Annotated in this window: 15 protein-coding genes; 1 reads left to right on the top strand and 14 read right to left on the bottom strand. The window is 71.6% G+C overall.

Features of this window, described 5'->3' with window-relative positions; translation table 11 throughout:
- Window positions 1-228 precede the first annotated feature (228 nt).
- The 11 genes from kynU to OHA19_RS21750 form a co-directional block, all read right to left on the bottom strand.
- Entirely contained in the window at window positions 229-1,461 is a 1,233-nt protein-coding gene (gene kynU / locus OHA19_RS21800) for a kynureninase (RefSeq protein ID WP_405714183.1), read from the bottom strand.
- Window positions 1,454-2,302, bottom strand: a complete 849-nt coding sequence (locus OHA19_RS21795; protein ID WP_405714185.1) for a tryptophan 2,3-dioxygenase family protein — start codon at window positions 2,300-2,302, stop codon at window positions 1,454-1,456. The genes kynU and OHA19_RS21795 overlap by 8 nt, the downstream gene beginning before the upstream one ends.
- A 205-nt stretch (window positions 2,303-2,507) precedes the next feature.
- A complete protein-coding gene (locus tag OHA19_RS21790; RefSeq protein ID WP_124719607.1) occupies window positions 2,508-2,921 on the bottom strand; it encodes a DUF3151 domain-containing protein in 414 nt (137 codons plus the stop codon).
- Between the two features lie 58 nt (window positions 2,922-2,979).
- Complete coding sequence (locus OHA19_RS21785) at window positions 2,980-4,533, bottom strand: MFS transporter (RefSeq protein ID WP_405751220.1); 1,554 nt, start codon at window positions 4,531-4,533, stop codon at window positions 2,980-2,982.
- Between the two features lie 127 nt (window positions 4,534-4,660).
- Window positions 4,661-5,836 (bottom strand): MalY/PatB family protein, encoded by a 1,176-nt coding sequence (locus OHA19_RS21780; RefSeq protein ID WP_405714189.1) that lies wholly within the window; start codon window positions 5,834-5,836, stop codon window positions 4,661-4,663.
- Window positions 5,837-5,926: 90 nt separating this feature from the next.
- The gene (gene fbaA / locus OHA19_RS21775) at window positions 5,927-6,958 is read right to left on the bottom strand and encodes a class II fructose-bisphosphate aldolase (RefSeq protein WP_405714191.1); all 1,032 of its coding nucleotides are present in this window, start codon (window positions 6,956-6,958) and stop codon (window positions 5,927-5,929) included.
- Window positions 6,959-7,172: 214 nt separating this feature from the next.
- Window positions 7,173-7,712, bottom strand: coding sequence for an orotate phosphoribosyltransferase (pyrE, locus tag OHA19_RS21770; protein ID WP_266731675.1), 540 nt, complete (start codon window positions 7,710-7,712; stop codon window positions 7,173-7,175).
- Window positions 7,713-7,810: 98 nt separating this feature from the next.
- Window positions 7,811-8,611: an aldose 1-epimerase gene (locus tag OHA19_RS21765; protein WP_405714193.1), complete on the bottom strand. Its 801-nt coding sequence runs from the start codon at window positions 8,609-8,611 to the stop codon at window positions 7,811-7,813.
- 25 nt (window positions 8,612-8,636) lie between these two features.
- Entirely contained in the window at window positions 8,637-9,665 is a 1,029-nt protein-coding gene (locus OHA19_RS21760; protein ID WP_405751217.1) for a carbon monoxide dehydrogenase, read from the bottom strand.
- Between the two features lie 85 nt (window positions 9,666-9,750).
- Window positions 9,751-11,349 (bottom strand): polyamine aminopropyltransferase, encoded by a 1,599-nt coding sequence (locus OHA19_RS21755; RefSeq protein WP_405714197.1) that lies wholly within the window; start codon window positions 11,347-11,349, stop codon window positions 9,751-9,753.
- An 85-nt stretch (window positions 11,350-11,434) separates the two neighbouring features.
- Window positions 11,435-11,956: a DUF2617 family protein gene (locus OHA19_RS21750; RefSeq protein WP_405714199.1), complete on the bottom strand. Its 522-nt coding sequence runs from the start codon at window positions 11,954-11,956 to the stop codon at window positions 11,435-11,437.
- A 721-nt stretch (window positions 11,957-12,677) separates the two neighbouring features.
- Here OHA19_RS21750 and OHA19_RS21745 point away from each other — a divergent pair.
- Entirely contained in the window at window positions 12,678-13,847 is a 1,170-nt protein-coding gene (locus OHA19_RS21745) for a pyridoxal phosphate-dependent aminotransferase (RefSeq protein ID WP_405714201.1), read from the top strand.
- 80 nt (window positions 13,848-13,927) lie between these two features.
- Here the strand turns inward: OHA19_RS21745 and OHA19_RS21740 are convergent, their stop codons facing one another.
- The 3 genes from OHA19_RS21740 to clpB form a co-directional block, all read right to left on the bottom strand.
- The gene (locus OHA19_RS21740; protein WP_405751215.1) at window positions 13,928-14,488 is read right to left on the bottom strand and encodes a YbjN domain-containing protein; all 561 of its coding nucleotides are present in this window, start codon (window positions 14,486-14,488) and stop codon (window positions 13,928-13,930) included.
- 105 nt (window positions 14,489-14,593) lie between these two features.
- Complete coding sequence (locus tag OHA19_RS21735) at window positions 14,594-15,859, bottom strand: MFS transporter (RefSeq protein ID WP_405751213.1); 1,266 nt, start codon at window positions 15,857-15,859, stop codon at window positions 14,594-14,596.
- Window positions 15,860-16,331: 472 nt separating this feature from the next.
- Window positions 16,332-18,944, bottom strand: a complete 2,613-nt coding sequence (clpB, locus tag OHA19_RS21730; protein ID WP_405714207.1) for an ATP-dependent chaperone ClpB — start codon at window positions 18,942-18,944, stop codon at window positions 16,332-16,334.
- Window positions 18,945-19,182: the final 238 nt, after the last annotated feature.

Here is a 19,182-nt window from a genome sequence, read left to right as displayed (position 1 = left end):
GGGGACGGTACCAGTACGGAAGGTTCCCGTCCCCGCCGAGGATCACGGCCCGGGAATGCCCGCAGATGCCCCCACGGACGTGGGGATGCCCGCGGACACCCTCACCCGCGCGCCCCCGGGGGATGCCCGCGTACGCCCCACAGCGACAGCGAAGGCCCGCGGACACCCCTGCTGTCGGGCCGGCTGCTGTCGGGCCGGCCACCTCTGGGCCTGCCACCGCCGGGCCGGCTACCGCTGGGCCAGCACCTCACCCAGCACCCGCGCCGCCCGCTCCACGTCCGCGAACCCGACGTACAGCGGCGTGAATCCGAACCGGAGCACGTCCGGCCGGCGCAGGTCCCCGACGACGCCCCGGGCGATGAGCTCGCTCATCACCTGCTCCGCGTCCTCGCAGCGCAGCGCGACCTGGCTGCCGCGCTCCGCGCGTGCGGGGGTGATGGAGGGGACCCGGCCCTCGGGCGCGTACCGGGCGACGCACATCAGGAAGAAGTCCGTCAGCGCCAGGGACTTGGCCCGTACCTCGTCGATGGACACCCCGTCCCAGACGTCCAGCGCTGCTTCGAGCGTCAGCATGGAGACGATGTCGGGGGTGCCGACCCGTCCTCGTACCGCGCCGTCGGCCGGGGTGTATTCAGGGGTCATGCCGAAGGGGTCGGCGTGCGAAGTCCACCCCGGAAGGGGCGAGTCGAAGGCCGCCTGATGGCGCTCGGCGACGTAGATGTACGCGGGCGAACCGGGGCCGCCGTTCAGGTACTTGTACGTGCAGCCGACCGCCAGGTCCACGCCGTGCTCGTCGAGGCCGACGGGCAGGGCGCCCGCGCTGTGGCACAGGTCCCAGACGGCGACGGCGCCCGCCTCGTGCACGGCTGCGGTCAGTCCGGGCAGGTCGTGGAGCCTGCCGGTGCGGTAGTCGACGTGGTTGAGCAGGACGGCCGCGGTACGGGGGCCCAGCGCGCCGGGCACCTCGGTGGGGGCGACCGGGACGACCCGGTGGCCGGTCAGCCGGGCGGCGGACCGGGCGATGTACCCGTCGGTGGGGAAGGTCGTCGCGTCGACGAGGATCTCGTCGCGCCCCTCCGGCGCCAGCCGCGTCGCGGCGACGACGGCCTTGAAGACGTTCACGCTGGTGGAGTCGCCCACCACGATCTGCCCGGCGGCGGCCCCGACGAGCGGGGCGATCCGGTCGCCGATCCGTTCCGGCGCGGTCCACCAGCCGCTCTCGTCCCAGGACCGGATGCGCAGCTCGCCCCACTCGCGGGTGAGGACCTCCTGCACCCGGGCGGGCACGTGCGCCGGCAGTGCGCCGAGCGAGTTGCCGTCGAGATAGACGGTGTCGTCGAGGACGAAGAGCTTGCGCCGGTCCGCGAGCGGGTCGGCGGCGTCGAGTGCCGCGGCCCGCGCGGCAAGGGACTCGGACATGGCGGCGGGGTTCTCGGGCATGGCAGCGAAGGTCTCAGACATGGCTGCGCGCCGTCCACAGCTCGGGGAAGACGTTCTTCGTGGCCCGCTTCTCCAGCCAGGCGACCCCGGCGGAGCCGCCAGTACCGGTCTTCGAACCCATCGCGCGCCGGGTGGCGACGAGATGGTCGTTGCGCCAGCGCCACACCAGTTCGCCGACATCGGTGAGCGCCTCGCCGAGCCGGACCAGCTCGTCGTGGTGCTCGGGCTCCGCGTAGATCTCCGCCCAGACCGCCTCGACCTCGGGGGACGGGTCGTACTTCTGCGTCAGGTCCCGGCCGAGCACGGCCTTCGGTATGGCGAACCCGCGCCGGGCGAGCAGCGCCAGCGTCTCGTCGTACAGCCCCGGCTCGGCGAGCGCCTTCTCCAGCTCGGCGTGGACGCGGGGCGCGCCCCGGTGCGGCACCAGCATGGAGGCGGACTTGTCGCCGAGCAGGAACTCCATCCGCCGGTACATCGCCGACTGGAAACCGGAACCCTCGCCGAGCGCGGAGCGGTAGGAGTTGAACTGGGCGGGGGTGAGCTGGGCGAGCGGGGTCCAGGAGGCGTTGAGCGCCTCCAGCTCCCGAACCGACCGCTTGAGCGCGTCGCGCGCGACGTTCAGCCGGTCCTCGCGCAGGGCGTGCGCGGCGGTCTCCCACTCGTGGACTATGACGGTGAACCACAGCTCCATGACCTGGGTGGTGACCAGGAAGACCATCTCGCCCGGATCGTCGGAGCGAGGGTGCTGGAGATGGGTCAGGACATCCGCCTGGACATAGTCCTCGTACGGAGTCGTTCCCGCGAAGTCGAGGTGCGGGGTCTGCGCACCGGTGGCTTCGGGGTCGGGGTGGATCGTCGACATTGCTGTCTCCTCGACACGAGCTTCCGGGTAGCGGTCCGCCCCTTCCGTGAGGTGATGGAGCTCCGGTCCCCTGTCGGCATCCTAAGCGGACGCCGGGAAAACGCGCAGGCCCCGCGGACGGCGGTACGTCCGCGAGGCCCGGAACACCTTCTCGGCGCCCTTCTCGGAGCCCCTCTCGGGGCCTCTCGGAGCCCTTTCGGAGCCTTTAACCCAGCGTCTCGGCGGCGGTGGGCGAGGAGTCGCGCAGGAACGTCGAGCAGCGCTCGTACTCCTCCTGCTCACCGATCGCCCGGGCGGCCCGCGCCAGGGCATGCAGGGCACGCAGGAAGCCGCGGTTCGGCTCGTGCTCGAACGGCACCGGGCCGTGGCCCTTCCAGCCGGCCCTGCGCAGCGCGTCGAGGCCGCGGTGATAGCCGGTGCGGGCGTAGGCGTACGACTCGACGACCCGGCCGCCGTCGTACGCCTCGTCGGCGAGCTGTGCCCAGGCCAGGGACGAGGTCGGATACTTCGCGGCGACATCGGCGGGGGCCGTGCCGTTCGCCAGCAGTTCGCGCGGCTCCGGGTCGTCGGGCAGGTGGGTCGGGGGAGGGCCCCCGAGCAGGTTCTCGTGGATCGACATGGGTTCAAGTGTGCCTGGCACATGCGCGCCGGGGGTACCCGGGCGTCGGCGTGCGCGGTCAGCGCGCGCCCGGTTTCCGCTCCTCCTCGTGCGCCGGTTCCAGGGGCGGTGCGGCGACCCCGCAGTGCACGGTGCACTCGGGCCGCGTCTGCTCCTCCGCGTCCGCCGTGACCAGGGGTTCGCGTACGGTCGCCCAGGCGATCACCGCCCCCAGCACGAGCAGCCCGGCACACATCGGCATGGCCCGGCGGAAGGTCGCGGCGAACTCGTCGGCGTTCCGGTAGGCCTCCGGGCCCATTCCGGCGAGCAGCGGCAGCGCGGCCACCGCGATCAGCCCGGCGGCGCGGGCGGCCGCGTTGTTGATCCCGCTGGCGAGGCCGGCCCGTGCGGTGTCCACGGAGGCCAGCACGGTCGCGGTGAGCGGCGCGACCAGGGTGACCAGCCCGACGCCGAGGACGGCCACCGCGGGCAGCACATCGGTGAGGTAGCCGGAGACGGTGTTCGACCCGGGCCCGACGCGCAGCATCAGCAGCATTCCCGCGGCGGCGATCAGCGGCCCGGCCGTGAGCGGGATGCGGGGCCCGATGCGCTGGCCCAGTTCGCCCGAGGCGGCCGAGAAGAGCAGCATCAGGACGGTCGTCGGCAGCAGCGCCGTGCCCGCGCCGAGCGCCGAGTACCCGGCCACCACCTGGAGCTGGATCGCGGCCAGGAAGAAGTAGCCGCCGAGCGCCGCGTACACGCAGAGGGTGATCACGTTGACGGCGGTGAACTGCCGGGACGCGAAGACCGAGGGCGGCAGCATCGGTCCCGCCCGGGTGCGCTCCACCTGTACGAAGACCGCCCCGAGCAGCACCCCCGCGACGGCCGTGCCGATCACCGCCCCGGACGCCCCCTGTCCCGGCGCCTCGATCAGCGCGTAGGTCACCAGGGCGAGGGCGAGCGCCGCGAGCACGGCGCCCAGCACGTCGAAGCGCCCGTGGGCGTGCGGGTCGCGCGATTCCGGTACATGGCTCAGCGCCACCGGCACACAGACCGCGGCGAGCGGCACATTGAGCAGGAACACCCACCGCCAGCCGGGCCCGTCGACCAGCCAGCCGCCGACGAACGGCCCGATGGCGGCCCCGACCCCGCCCAGCCCCGACCACAGCCCGACCGCGCGGGCCCGGTCGTCGGGGTGGAAGCTCGCCTGGATCAGGGCCAGCGAACCTGGCGTGAGGAGCGCCCCGCCGATGCCCTGGAGGGCGCGGGCGGCGATCAGGACGGCGGCGTTCGGCGCCAGACCGCACAGCGCCGACGCGGCGGCGAACCAGACGACGCCGACGACGAAGACCCGCCGCCGCCCGTACCGGTCGCCCAGGGCGCCGCCGAGGAGGATCAGCCCGGCGAGGGTCAGCATGTAGGCGTTGACGGTCCACTGGAGTGCGGCCAGGTCGGTGCCGAGGTCCTTGCCGATGCGGGGCAGCGCGACGTTGATGACGGTGGAGTCCAGCATGGCCATGCTGGAGCCGAGGACGGTGGTGAGGACGACCCAGCGTCCGGCGGCGGAGGCGACGCGGATGGCACCCGGGTCCGCCGCGCCTGCTGTGTCTGCTGCACCTGCTGCGTCAGGCATACGAGCAGCATCCCCGCTCCGGGCCGCGAGGGCCATCGGGGCGGGGGTACGGCCCCGCAGAGGGCCGGCCGACCGGCCGGACCATCAGTGCGGCGGACCGCCCCGCCGCCCCGCCGCCCCGCGCAACCTACGACGTCCGCGCCGTCACCGCCCGCACGCCCCGGATCAGCGCGTCCACACCGGCCTCCGCCTTGGCGCGCGGGCACCCCACGTTCAGCCGTACGAAGCCCTCCGCGCCGTACACCCCGCCCGGCATCACCGCGACCTGCTCCTGCTCGATCAGCACCCGCTGCAACGCCTCGTCGCCGTCGACACCGGCGGCGCGCAGATCGATCCACGCCAGGTAGCCGGCCTGCGGCGGCCGCCACCCCAGTTCCGGGAGCGCCTCGTCCAGTCGCTGTGCGACCAGCGCCAGATTCCCGGCGACGTACTCCCGCAGCGAGTCCAGCCACTGTGCCGACTCCCGGTACGCGGCGATGTGCGCGGTCAGCGACAGCACCGCCGGAGAGGCGAGCCCCTCGGCCGTCTCCATCCGGCGCAGGAACTCCGTCCGGTCGGCCGGATCGCCGACGAACCCGTACGAACCGGTCAGCGCCGGGAAGTTGAACGCCTTCGACGCGGAGGTGATCAGCGCCCATCGCCCAGCGCCCGCCACCCGCGTCCACGGCACATGCGTATGCCCCTCGTGCACGAAGTCCGCATGTATCTCGTCGCTGATCACCGCGACCCCGTACTGCTCGGCAAGCGAGGCCGTCTCACCCAGCTCGGCCGCCGTCCACACCCGGCCGGTCGGGTTGTGCGGGGAGCACAGGACCAGGACCCTGCTGTCGGGGCGGGCCAGCTCCCGTTCCAGCGCCGCCCGGTCCCCCACCGGCACACCTCGCAGCTCCCGCCCGAGCCCGGTGATCGCCTTGCGGAAACCGTCGTACGTGGGGGTGTGGACGACCACGCCGTCGCCCGGCGACGTCCACATCTGCAACAGCTGCGAGAGCTGGCTGAGCACGGAGGGCCCGTACACCAGCTGCCCGGTGTCCACCTGAGTGCCGTACCGGGTCGCGTACCAGTGGGCTATCGCCGAGCGGAAGTCGTCCTGCCGCCAGTCGGTGTAGCCGAACACCCCGTGGTCGAGCCGGGAGCGCAGCGCGCCCAGCACCTCGGGGGCGGTCTCGAAGTCCATGTCTGAGATGGTGAACGGCAGCAGTCCGTCCACCCCGAACCGGTCCGCGACCCCGTCCCACTGGACGGACCAGGTGCCCCGGCGGTCGACGACCCTGTCGAAGTCATAGCGCGCACTGGAACCCACAGCGACCCCTTCCCTAAGTGTCTGTCGGACATGCTGTGGGCCCGGCACCCCACGGGGTGCCGGGCCCACAGCCACACTTCGTACCTGCTGCTACTTCAGCTTGGTGCCGGTGGAGCGCAGGTTGGCGCAGGCCTCCGTGACACGCTCGGCCATGCCCGCCTCGGCGGACTTGCCCCAGCTGCGCGGGTCGTAGACCTTCTTGTTGCCGACCTCGCCGTCGACCTTCAGCACACCGTCGTAGTTGCGGAACACGTGGTCCACGATCGGGCGGGTAAAGGCGTACTGGGTGTCGGTGTCGAGGTTCATCTTCACGACGCCGTTCTCCAGCGCGGTGGCGATCTCCTGCTCGGTGGAGCCGGAGCCGCCGTGGAAGACAAAATCGAAGGGGTGGCTACCAGCGGCCTTGCCGTACTTGGCGCCGACGCCCTCCTGGAGGTCCTTCAGCAGCTCGGGACGGAGCACGACGTTGCCCGGCTTGTAGACGCCGTGAACGTTGCCGAAGGAGGCGGCCAGCAGGTAGCGGCCCTTCTCGCCCAGGCCCAGCGCCTCGGCGGTGCGCAGCGCGTCGTCGACGGTGGTGTACAGCTCGTCGTTGATCTCGTGCGTGACACCGTCCTCCTCGCCGCCGGTCGGGGTGATCTCGACCTCAAGGATGATCTTGGCGGCGGCGGCCTTGGCCAGCAGCTCCTGGCCGATAGCCAGGTTGTCGGCCAGCGTCTCGGCCGAACCGTCCCACATGTGGCTCTGGAACAGCGGGTTCTCACCGCGGGCGACGCGCTCGGCGGAGATGTCGAGCAGCGGACGCACGTAACCGTCCAGCTTGTCCTTGGGGCAGTGGTCGGTGTGCAGCGCGACCGTGACGTCGTACTTGGCGGCGACGATGTGCGCGAACTCGGCCAGGGCGACGGCGCCGGTGACCATGTCCTTGTTGTACTGGCCGCCCAGGAACTCCGCCCCACCGGTGGAGATCTGGACGATGCCGTCGCTCTCCGCCTCCGCGAAGCCGCGCAGTGCAGCGTGCAGGGTCTGGGTCGACGTCACATTGATGGCCGGGTAGGCGAACTTGCCTGCCTTCGCCCGGTCGAGCATCTCGGCGTAGACCTCGGGGGTTGCGATGGGCATCTGACCGCTCCTTGGGATATGCGGGTGTGCGTGCTGGTTCCCTGACCTGGGGGCGACGTCATCGTCGCCCCCATCTTCCCAGACTCTCGCTCCGGCTCCACCCGGCCCAATCGCCGGGCCGGTCCCACGGCCGCGGCACAGGCACGCGGAAGGGGTGGACCGTTTCACGTGAAACGGTCCACCCCCGGAAAAAACCGCAGGTCAAAGCCGAATGTCAGGCCAGGTCGAGATCGGCCACCGAGTAGACGTGGACGTACGGCAGCCCGGCCTCGGCGATGGCCGGGGCCGCACCCCGCTCCACGATCACGGCCACGGCCACGACCTCGCCACCGGCCTCGCGCACCGCCTCGACGGCCGTCAGCGGCGAACCGCCGGTGGTCGAGGTGTCCTCCACCACCAGGCAGCGGCGGCCCTTCACGTCCGTGCCCTCGATGCGGCGCTGCATCCCGTGCGCCTTCTGGGCCTTGCGGACGACGAACGCGTCCAGCTCCTGCCCGCGCGCGGCGGAGGCGTGCAACATCGAGGTGGCGACCGGGTCGGCACCCAGCGTCAGCCCGCCCACGCAGTCGTAGTCCAGCTCGGCGGTGGCGTCGAGCATGACCTGACCGACCATCGGAGCGGCCTTGCCGTCCAGCGTGATGCGGCGCAGGTCGATGTACCAGTCGGCCTCAAGACCCGAGGAGAGGGTCACTTTGCCGTGTACCACGGCCTTGTCCTTGATCTGCTGGAGCAGCTCAGCACGTACGTCACTCATGGCTACGAGCTTAGGGCCTCCCGTTCGGGCCATGCCGGGCCCGCGGGGCCCAGCACGCGAACGAAAGCCCCAGGGCCCCCGGCGCACCACCGCCGGCGTCAGAGCCGGCGCCAGCTCCATGTCGTCGCGATCTCCAGCGGATCGATCGGAGTGACGTAGCGGGGCGCGGTGTTGAGCCCGTTCGGCGGGCCGGACTGCGGCTCCACACAGACCGCCTCGTCCTGCTCGTCGTAGATCACGACCCACTCGGTCCGGCTCTTCACGGTCAGCTCCAGCTGCTCCGGCCAGGTGAGCGTCACCTCGACACCATCCGGCATCCCGAAGCAGTCGTCCCAGGGACCGTCCAGGGGCGGGATGCGGCGGCCGGTCGGCAGATGGTCCTCGCCCCGCTCCTCCTGCCAGGCGGCGTCGAAGGCCACTTCCGCGTCCTTGCCACCGCCGCCGAGGTTGCGCAGGAACCACGGGTGCCAGCCGGCCTGCGCCGGGAACGAGTCCCCGTACGTCTCGATGCCGAAGGCGAGGGTGAGCGAATCCTCGGCCAGCTCGAAGGTCTGGGTCACCCGGCCCGGGTACGGCCAGGGGTCGGCGAGGTCGTAGTAGAACGACGCCTCCCGCTCGCCCAGCCGGGCGGTGTGCCAGGCGGTGTCCCGGCCGGTGCCGTGGATGGCATGCGGCGGGGCGTTCAGCGGCAACCGGTGCGCGACGTCGCCGTTGTGGAACAGCCCGTTCCCGGTGCGCCCGCACCACGGCACCATCGGGAAGCAGCCGTACCGCTCCCCCTGCCGCAGCAGCTCGGTGCCACCGATCCGCAGGCTGTCGATGCGACAGCCGTTGGCGGGGTTCACGGTCAACTCTGTGTCGCCGACGGAGAGCCGGACGTCCTTCTCGCTGCTACTCACCCGTCCGACATTACTGGCGCGAGCGCTACCGCCGCCGCCTCAGCGCCCGGGTCACCACCACGGCGGACGCCAGCGCGAGCGCGGCGGCCGGGGCGACCCAGCGGAGCGTGGCACCCGCGGTGGTCGAATCGGGTGACGGGACGGGGGCGTACCGGCCGCGCGGCGGCGCGTGGTCGACCTCCTCGGCGCTGCGGCCGATCATGGTCCGCCTGGCGTGCGCGGCCTCCGCCGGGGGGTTCCCGGGGGCGGTGAACTCCGCCTCGGAGACCGGGTCGAGCGAGGGCGGGGGCACGGGCGCGTCGAAGACGGAGCCGGTGCCCGGGGGGTTCCCGGGGGCCTCGGGCTCCCCCGGCTGCCCTGCCGAGGGCGCCTCGTCCGCCGCGGCTTCACGGGTGGGCGGTACGTCGGTTCCATCGGTGCCGTCGGTTCCATCGGCGCCGTCGGTTCCATCGGCGCCGTCGGTTCCGTCGGTACCGTCGGTACCGTCGGCTTCCGGGTTGATGCCACGGGCAGTGGCCGCGCCCGTCGTGTCGGCCTCCTCGGCCGCCTCCTCGATGGCCTGCTCCACGGCCTCGCCGAGCGGCCCGTCGGGCTCACCGGCGGCGGACAGCGTCTCCGTCACCAGCTGCTGGGCGAAGCGGTCCAGCAGCCGGCGGGCCGCCGCGAGCGCCGCCGCCGCGTCCAGCTCCAGGAACCTGCCGTCGCCACTCGCCGTACCCGCGAACCCGATCGCCGTGCCGCCGTCGCGCTCGGTCAGCCCGACCGTCAGGCTCAGCTTCACCGAGCCGCTGCCCCGGGCCTCGACGCCCTCGCCCGTCACCAGGATCCCGGCCCCGGGCGAGCCCTCGGGGCCCGGCGCATCGGTGAGCCGCAGCGCGCCGCGGTAAGTGATCGTGTGGCCGTCGACCCGGATCCTGAGCCGGCCGGACAGCGGGCCCGCGGACGAGTCGGCGTCCCGCTGCAGGCCCGGCACGCATCGCGCGACACGGGCGGGGTCACCCAGCGTCCGCCTCAGGGACGGGACCGGAACCGGAACGAACACCTCATGCTCCATGGAAACCGAGCCTACTCAGCCCCGACCGTCGCGTCAGCGGTTCCGCCTCCTGAAGCCACCACCCACCCGGGCCGGTCCACCCGGCTCACCGGTCCTCCCAGTACCGCGGATGCACCAGCGTCGACGGCGGCAGCCCCGGCAGCCGGGCGTCCTGCGCCCGCCGCCCCGCGTCGACCAGCTCGGGCTCCGTCATCGAGCGCAGCGCCGGGGCCTTCCGGGCGAGGCCGAGCTCCGGTCCGCTCCCCCGGCCGGCGAGGACGAAGCCCCAGCCGTGCGCGCGCTGCGCCCGGTGCGTGGCCCGGTCGGGGCCGGCCGCGGAATCGGCGAGCCGGGCGCTGATCCGGTACGGGCGGGTCCCCAGGCCCGCCGCCCTCATCGACGCCTCGACCGTCCAGAACGTACGCGGCCGGGACACCGGCGGGCCCCCGTGCACCACCACCCGGCCGCCGGGCGCGAGCGCCTCGGCGACCAGGCCGTAGAACTCCGCCGAGTAGAGCTTCGTGCTGGTGGAGATCCCGGGGTCGGGCAGATCGGAGATCACCACGTCGTAGCTGCCGTGCGCCGCCCGCATCCAGTTGAAGGCGTCGGCGGTGACGGCGGTGAGCCGGGGGTCGTGGAACGCGTGGCCGTTCAGCTCCGAGAGCGCCCGGTCGGTACGGGCCAACCGGGTGACGTCCCGGTCGAGCTCGACCACCGTGACGTCGCGTACATCCGGGTAGCGCAGCACCTCCCGGGCGGCGAGGCCGTCGCCACCACCCAGGATCAGCACGTGGGCCCGCGGCCCGTTCATCGCCGGGTGCACCAGCGCCTCGTGGTAGCGGTACTCGTCGCGCGCGCTGACCCGCAGCCGGCCGTCCAGATACAGATCCAGGGAGCTGCGGCCCGCCCCCGTCAGCACCACCTCCTGGACATCGGTCTGCACCGCGACCCGCACCGCGTCCCCGTACACCGCACGCCGCGCCGCCCGCTCGAAGTCGTCGACCAGCGCGGTGGCTACGGCCAGCACGGCGATCACCGCCACGTTGAACACGATCAGCAGCCAGCGGGAGCGCGTGGTGAGGTCCCACCGGAACACCCACAGCACCAGCGCCCCGCCCGCCGCCGCGTTGACCGTTCCGGTGAACAGCGCCCCGGTGAGCTGTCCGAGCATCGGCAGCAGCAGGAACGGGAACGCGAGCCCCCCGACCAGCGCGCCCACGTAGTCGGCGGCGAAGAGATCCGCGACGGCACCGCCCGCGTCCTGCCGGTCGACACGCTGGATCAGGGTCATCAGCAGCGGGATCTCCGCACCGATCAGGATCCCGATCGTGAGCGAGAACCCGACCAGGGCGTACCTCGACTCCCCGATCCAGGCGAACGACGCGTACAGCACCAGCGCCGAGGAGCCGCCGACGAGCGCGAGCGTGGCCTCGATCAGCCCGAAACCCACCGCGGCACGGCTGCGTAAACGTTTCGCGAGAAGCGAGCCGACACCCATCGCGAAGACCATCACGGAGAGCACGACCGAGGCCTGGGTGACGGAATCACCGATCAAGTAGGAGGCGAGCGCTACCAGTTCGAGCTCGTACACCAGACCGCAGGCGGCACAGACGAAGACCGCGGCCAGCACGAGACAGCGACCGGTCCTCGGCCGTACGGGAAGACACTCCGCGCCCCCTCGCAGCGGCACCTGCTGGTCGATCATGATGCGAACGCTACGTCACGATCACGTGGCAGCCTGTCACCCACAAGGGTGTAAGTGGCGTGCCCACAACGGAGTTGGGGGCTACTCAGAGCGCGGCCGCCGGCATCCGCGTTCCCACTCGACTGCGCGTCACCACCAACTGCCCCTCCTGCGGATACGCATGCCAGGTGCGCCAGCGCACCTGGCCCTCGGCCCGCTGGGCGAGCATCGCGGTGAAGGCGTGCGGGCTGCCGGGGAACGTACCGGCGAGACCGTGCGGATGGTCGGCGACCAGCGCGAGGAGTTCCTGTGCGCGCCCCGCGAACGAGCCCTCCGAGAGCGTCTCGACGCGCGCCGCGAATTCGTACTCCCATTCCCCGAGTCGCTTGGAGACCCCGAGCGGGAGCGGGGTGCTGCTCCCCGGGATGCAGGCCACGGTTTCGGAACAGGTGCCGCGGTTCTCTTCGAGGAGAACCTGGTGGGAGGCGCCGAGCAGGCGCATCTGAAGCCTGGCACCCGCGAGATCGAGGTCGAGCACGGCCAGGGCGGGGAGCGGTTCGCGCCCCAGCGCCCAGGCCAGATCGGCAGCGCGGGTATCGGAATATGTCGTCTGGAGTGTCGTGAGCATGTGTCGGCTCCGCAAGCAAGCATGGACGCATGGACAGGGGACGCCCCCGACGTGACGCACGTGGGAGGTGGAGCGCCCGATCAGGTCCAACTGGGGTCCGAGGGCTGAGTGTTCTCTCCACCGAGGGAACCACGAATAAGTCGCATCCACAGAGTTTTTGCCCAACTTGCCGTGGTTTCCATCCCCTCGGGGGCCTCCCGGATCATCTGTTCACCGACAACTCGCCAAAAGCCTCAACAAAAAGGTGTCCGGCGGGAGTTCACCCGCCGGACACCTCCGGAACCAGCTGTCCGGATCAGCTTCCTCCGCCGCATCCGCCCCCGCCGCCACACGAAGAACCACCACTGCACGAGGAGTGGCCGCCGCCGCACGAATGGCCTCCGGAGTGCCCGGAGTTCCCGCTTCCGCAGGACGAACCGCCGCCGTCACCCCCAGCCCACCAGCCGCCCCCCGCGCTGCCGCCGGCGACCCCGCGCCGCGCGCCCCGCCTCCCCGCCTTCGACCTGCTTCCGGCCCTCACCAGGACCGAGACGAACAGCACGATCAGACCGACCGCGATCACCACACCGACAAAGACCTTCACCGGCCTCACGCCCTTCCGTCCCCCGAAAGCGAGGTCCCCCGCTTCCCCGCGCTTCCCGCGTGTGTGGGGGATGCCCCCGCCCCCGAACGGCCAAAGCAGACTTGAGCAACTCCAGAGCTTCCGCGCAGGATGACGGCCATGACACAGGGACGACCGCTGCTCAACCGCCGCCTCGCCGAGTTCGGTACGACGATCTTCGCGGAGATGTCGGCGCTTGCCGTACGGACCGGCTCCATCAACCTCGGCCAGGGATTCCCCGACACCGACGGCCCCGAAGAGATCCGCGAGGCCGCGGTCCGGGCGCTGCGCGACGGGCACGGCAACCAGTACCCGCCGGGCCCCGGCATCCCCGAACTGCGCACCGCGGTCGCCGACCACCGGCAGCGGCGCTACGGCCTCACCCACGACCCCGACACCGAGGTCCTGGTCACCGCCGGCGCCACCGAAGCCATCGCCGCCGCGATGCTCGCACTGCTGGAGCCCGGCGACGAGGTCATCGCGTTCGAGCCCTTCTACGACTCGTACGCCGCGTGCATCGCCATGGCGGGCGGCGTACGCGTCCCGCTGACCCTGCGCGCCCCGGACTTCCGCCCCGACCTCGACGCCCTCCGGGACGCGATCACACCCCGCACCCGGCTGCTGCTGCTGAACAGCCCGCACAACCCGACGGGCATGGTCCTCACCCGCGAGGAGCTGACCACGATCGCCGGACTGGCGGTGGAGCACGACCTCCTCGTGGTCACCGACGAGGTCTACGAACACCTGGTCTTCGAGGGCGAACACATCCCGCCGGCCTCGCTGCCCGGCATGCGCGACCGCACGGTCTCGATCTCGTCCGCCGGCAAGACCTTCTCGTACACCGGCTGGAAGGTCGGCTGGGTCACCGCGAGTGCCCCGCTGACCGCCGCCGTCCGGACGGCCAAGCAGTACCTGACCTATGTCAGCGCGGGCCCGTTCCAGTACGCGATCGCCGAGGCACTGCGCCTGCCGGACTCCTACTTCGACGACTTCCGCGCCGGCCTGCGCCGCCGCCGCGACCTGCTCTCCGACGGCCTGCGCGCCGCCGGGTTCGAGGTCTACCGGCCCCAGGGCACCTACTTCATCACCACCGACATCACCCCCTTCGGCGAGAAGGACGCCTACGCCTTCTGCCGCGCCCTCCCCGAACGCTGCGGCGTCGTCGCGGTCCCCAACTCGGTCTTCTACGACGACCCGGACGCCGGACGCAGCCAAGTCCGGTTCACCTTCTGCAAGCGGGAGGACATCCTCCGGGAGGCGGCCGGCCGGCTGCGGCGCCTGGTGCCCTGAACCGACGACACCCCGGGGCGGCGGTCACGAGGACCGCCGCCCCGGGGTGGGGTCTCACTGCTGTGCGAGGGCTGGAGGCCCTAGGCGTCCGGAGGGGCCGGGTCCTCGCCGTCCGCCTTGTCCTCGGCCGGGGTCAGGCCCAGGCGCTCCTGCAGCCACTTGTCGAACTCGATCGAGGCGCGCACCCAGCTGACCGTCGACGAGACGAAGTGCTCCAGGCTGACGCCCGTGCCGATGAGCATCTGCGCCTCACCGATCAGACGGACCGAGACCTCGGTGTCCTCGGAGCCCTCCTCGGGCTCGTGGGTGTGCGTGTAGACCTTGGGCCACAGCGTGCGGCGGTTCCAGTCGTCGATCGCGTCGAGCAGGACCGGGCGCTGGTCCGCGGCGTGCGGGCGGTCGTAGAACGTGCGGACCGAGAAGACCTGCTGCTCGTCCTCGCCCCGGAACATGAAGTACGTCCGGAAGTCCTCCCACGGCGCCGCGAGGTCGCCCTCGTCGTCGACGACGAACTTCAGCTCCATCTGTTCGAGGAGCTGCTTGACGAGATCCTGGTCAGGGACAACGGGGCCCTCGGGTCCTGCCGCCTGCGGTTCGGGCTGGCCCCCGAAATTCGGAATCGAGGACGGATCGATAGACATCGCTGGGTACTCCTGTGGATCGCTCGTGGTTTCCTGCCGTCGACCCTAGCGGCGTTTCGCCGCCAGGGGGTCTACGCCCTGGCGGGAATCGGCTCCGGACCGGCTCTACGCCTCCCGGGGAATCATCTGCGCATCGGTCCCCCGCGCCCGTGACCATGCGGCGGCGGCAAAGATCGCGCACAGCACCCCGAGGAGTCCGGAGGCGCCGATGGTGTTCGCCGACGAGCCGGTCAGCTCCGTCGCCACGCCCCCTGCCGCGACGCCGATCCCCTGCATGGCGGTCACCCCCGACCTGGCGAGCCCCAGCGCCTGGCCGCGCCGGTCGACCGGGGTCAGGAGCACGAAGGTGGCCCCGGCGGTGATCTGGTAGGCGGAGCACACGCCGGCCACCATCAGGAGGAACATGGCCACGCCCACGCCGGGATCGAGCCAGTAGGCCACCAGCGGCAGATTCGCACCGATCGCCAGCGGCCCGAGCAGGCGGCGACGCGACTCGTCGCCGACCTTGGCCCGCCCCAGCAGGGCGGCTCCCAGCACCATTCCCGCCGGATGCGAGGCGAGCAGGAGGCCCACCGAGTAGGAGCCGCCGCCGGCCTCGTCCGCGAACGGGGCGGCCAGCCCTTCCGGCAGGACGACGAACCCCGCGAGCCACCCCAGTGCGAGCAGCGACCGGAGCCGGCGGTCCGACCAGATCAGCGCGGCCGCGCCGCCGACCTGTGCGCCGAGCCGCGTCTTGCGGGCGTCGGCACTCGCCACGGGACGGGCCTTCACGCCGAACCTGACCAGCATCGCCGAGAGCAGGAAGGTCAGCGCGTTGACGCCCAGCGAGAGGTTGCTGCCCAGCCACGCGGCCAGCAGGCCTCCGCCGGCGAAGCCGACCAGCTGGCCGACCTGGTGGGTGATCTGCATGATCCGCTGGCCGCGTTCGTACCGCTGCGCGCCGAGCACCGTGGGCAGCAGCGCGCCCTGGGCGGCGCCGAAGGGTGCCTCGGCCAGCTGCGCCAGCACCAGCAGCCCGGCGAGCAGTGGCAAGGGCATCCCGGGCAGGGCCATCAGCCCGACCAGCACCATCCGCACGAGGTCGCAGCTGATCATGACCGTGCGCCGGGGGAAGCGGTCCGCCAGACCGGACAGGAGCACCCCGGACAGCAGAGCGGGCAAGGTGGTCAGCGCGTACGTCGCGGCGGTCCACCCGGGCGAGTCGGTGCGTTCGAACACGAGCAACGACAGGGCCACACGTGCCAGCTGGTCACCCAGGATCGACTGAGCGAAAGCAGCCCAAAGGGTACGGAATTCGCCAAGGTGAAAGAGATTGTCAGATCTGGGCTTTTTAGGCCCCGAATTGATCTCATCGCCTATCCGCTCGTTCATGCGGGCACGCTACCGACTGCCGAATTCGGCCCCTAACGCTGCTCGCGGGCAGGCCACGACGGACGCCGCCAGCTGTCCTGATTATTCGCGCACCGCCGGGCGGGCACCGCCCGCACCCCTACGGAAGTCCCTTGTCAGGGGCGGGTGATGCACCCCGGGGCCGAGCCGGGCCAGGGGCCGTCTCCCATCAGTGCGGAGCGAGGCGTTTGGCGCAATATCGATGTCGAACAACGGATCACCGGCGACGGTGACCAATTTCACTTTCTCCCGAAATAACCGCAATTCCGCACCGCTTGCCCGGCAGCGCGGACAGCGGCGCGGAAGGCGGCGCGTGCGGGGGCGGACAGCGGCGCGAATGGGGTGCGGACGGGCGGTGCGGACAGCGGCGCGGACGAGGCCGCGAACGGCGGGTCCCCGGCCGGGACACACGGTCCTTCGGCAGGGGACCCGTCATCGGCAGGCCGGGTGCCCGCTACGAGGTCGCGCCCGGGGCCCCGCCCGAGGTCGCGGGCCCGACGAGCAGGTCGTCACCGACCCGGTCCACCCGTACGGTGTCCCCGTCCGTCACCTCGCCGGAGAGGATCTCCTTCGCCAGCCGGTCACCGATCGCCGTCTGGATGAGGCGGCGCAGCGGCCGCGCCCCGTACGCCGGGTCGTTGCCCTCCTCGGCCAGCCAGGCCAGGGCCTCGGGCGTGACGTCGAGGGTGAGGCGGCGGTCGGCCAGACGCTTGGCGAGCCGGTCGATCTGGAGCCGCGCGATGTGCGAAAGCTCGTCGCCGGAGAGCGCGGAGAAGACCACCAGGTCGTCGAGCCGGTTGAGGAATTCCGGCTTGAACGAGGCCCGTACGACCTCCAGGACCCGTGCCTTCTTCTCCTCGGGCTTGGTCAGCGGGTCGACCAGGAACTGGCTGCCGAGGTTGGAGGTCAGGATCAGGATGGTGTTGCGGAAGTCCACCGTCCGGCCCTGCCCGTCGGTGAGCCGGCCGTCGTCGAGGACCTGGAGCAGGATGTCGAAGACCTCGGGGTGGGCCTTCTCGACCTCGTCCAGCAGCACGACGCTGTACGGGCGGCGGCGGACCGCCTCGGTGAGCTGGCCGCCCTCCTCGTAGCCGACGTATCCGGGCGGGGCGCCGACGAGCCGCGCCACGCTGTGCTTCTCGCCGTACTCGCTCATGTCGATGCGGACCATGGCCCGCTCGTCGTCGAACAGGAAGTCGGCGAGCGCCTTCGCGAGCTCCGTCTTGCCGACACCGGTCGGGCCGAGGAAGAGGAACGAGCCGGTGGGCCGGTCGGGGTCGGCGATTCCGGCGCGGGTGCGGCGTACCGCGTCCGACACCGCCCGCACGGCCTCGCTCTGCCCGATGAGTCGCTTGCCGAGCTCGTCCTCCATGCGCAGCAGCTTCTGGGTCTCGCCCTCCAGCAGGCGGCCGGCCGGGATGCCGGTCCAGGAACCGACGACATCGGCGATGTCGTCCGGGCCGACCTCCTCCTTGACCATCGTGTCCTTGGCGGCCTCCTGCTCGGCCTCGTTCGCCTCCGCCAGCTCCCGCTCCAGGCCCGGGATCTCCCCGTACAGCAGCTTGGACGCGGTGTCGAAGTCGCCGTCGCGCTGGGCGCGTTCGGCCTGGCCGTGCAGCTCGTCGAGGCGCTCCTTCAGCTCACCGACGCGGTTGAGGCCCTGCTTCTCCTTCTCCCAGCGGGCGTTGAGGCCGCGCAGCTCCTCCTCCTTGTCGGCGAGGTCGCGGCGGAGCTTCTCCAGGCGCTGCCGGGAGCCCGGGTCGGTCTCGTTCTTGAGGGCCAGTTCCTCCATGTGGAGGCGGTCGACGGCGCGCTGGAGCTCGTCGATCTCGACCGGCGAGGAGTCGATCTCCATGCGCAGCCGGGACGCCGCCTCGTCGACCAGGTCGATCGCCTTGTCGGGAAGGAAGCGCGAGGTGATGTAGCGGTCGGACAGGGTCGCGGCGGCCACCAGCGCGGAGTCCGCGATGGAGACCTTGTGGTGGGCCTCGTAGCGGCCCTTGAGTCCACGCAGGATCGCGATGGTGTCCTCGACGCTCGGCTCGGCCACCAGCACCTGCTGGAAGCGGCGCTCCAGGGCGGGGTCCTTCTCGATCCGCTCGCGGTACTCGTCGAGCGTCGTCGCGCCGACCATGCGGAGCTCGCCGCGGGCCAGCATCGGCTTGAGCATGTTGCCTGCGTCCATGGCGGAGTCGCCGCCTGCGCCCGCGCCCACGACGGTGTGCAGCTCGTCGATGAAGGTGATGATCTGCCCGTCGCTCTCCTTGATCTCGGAGAGGACGGTCTTCAGCCGCTCCTCGAACTCGCCGCGGTACTTCGCGCCCGCGACCATCGCGCCGAGGTCGAGCGAGACGAGCCGCTTGTTCTTCAGGGACTCGGGTACGTCGCCCTTGACGATGCGCTGGGCGAGGCCCTCGACGACGGCCGTCTTGCCGACGCCGGGCTCGCCGATGAGCACGGGGTTGTTCTTGGTGCGGCGGGAGAGCACCTGGACGACGCGGCGGATCTCCTGGTCGCGGCCGATGACCGGGTCCAGCTTGCCCTCGCGCGCGGCCGCGGTGAAGTCCGTGCCGAACTTCTCCAGCGCCTTGTACTGGCCCTCCGGGTCCGGTGTGGTCACCCGGCGCCCTCCCCTGCTCTTCTCGAACGCGTCCAGCAGCTTCTTCGCGCCGGCCCCCTGCCCACTGAGGATCTCACCGGCCCGGCCGCCCTCGGCGGCGATGCCGATCAGCAGGTGCTCGGTGGAGATGTAGTCGTCGCCGAGCTCCTTGGAGCGCTGCGCGGCGTCATTGATGACGGCGAGCAGCTCACGGTTGGGCTGCGGCGGGGCGACGGTGGACCCGGTGACGCTGGGCTGGGCGCCCAGGAGCCGCTCGGTCTCGGTGCGTACGGCGATCTGGTCCGCCTCGACGGCGGCCAGCAGATCGACAAGATTCTCGTTGTCCTCACCCGAGAGCAGCGCGAGCAGCAGATGTCCCGGGGTCAGATCGGGGTGCCCGTCCTTCACGGCCCTGCTGGTGGCCGCGTTGATGGCGTCCCGGCTCCTGTTGGTCAGCTCGGCGTCCACGTGCGCTTTCTCCTCCTTGCGGCGACTGGCCCTCTCCACAGCACTGACTTAGTCAACGTGCATAAAGTTGAGCCTATTCCACTCAAGTCAATATTGAGTCTACTTCACTCAACTTGATGCCGGGAACTGTCCGCGCCGGCCCTGCCCCCGGCCGGACGGCAGTCCGACGGCAGGCCCCGCCCCGGCCCCGGAGGGATGACAGAGCCTGGCCCGACGCCCGACGCTTCGAGTGAACCGG

Origin of the sequence: Streptomyces sp. NBC_00012, assembly GCF_045040875.1 — a bacterium.
Taxonomy (GTDB): Bacteria; Actinomycetota; Actinomycetes; order Streptomycetales; family Streptomycetaceae; genus Streptomyces.
The sequence above is the reverse complement of the archived record's forward strand: the minus strand, read 5'-3'. Positions and strand labels throughout refer to the sequence as shown.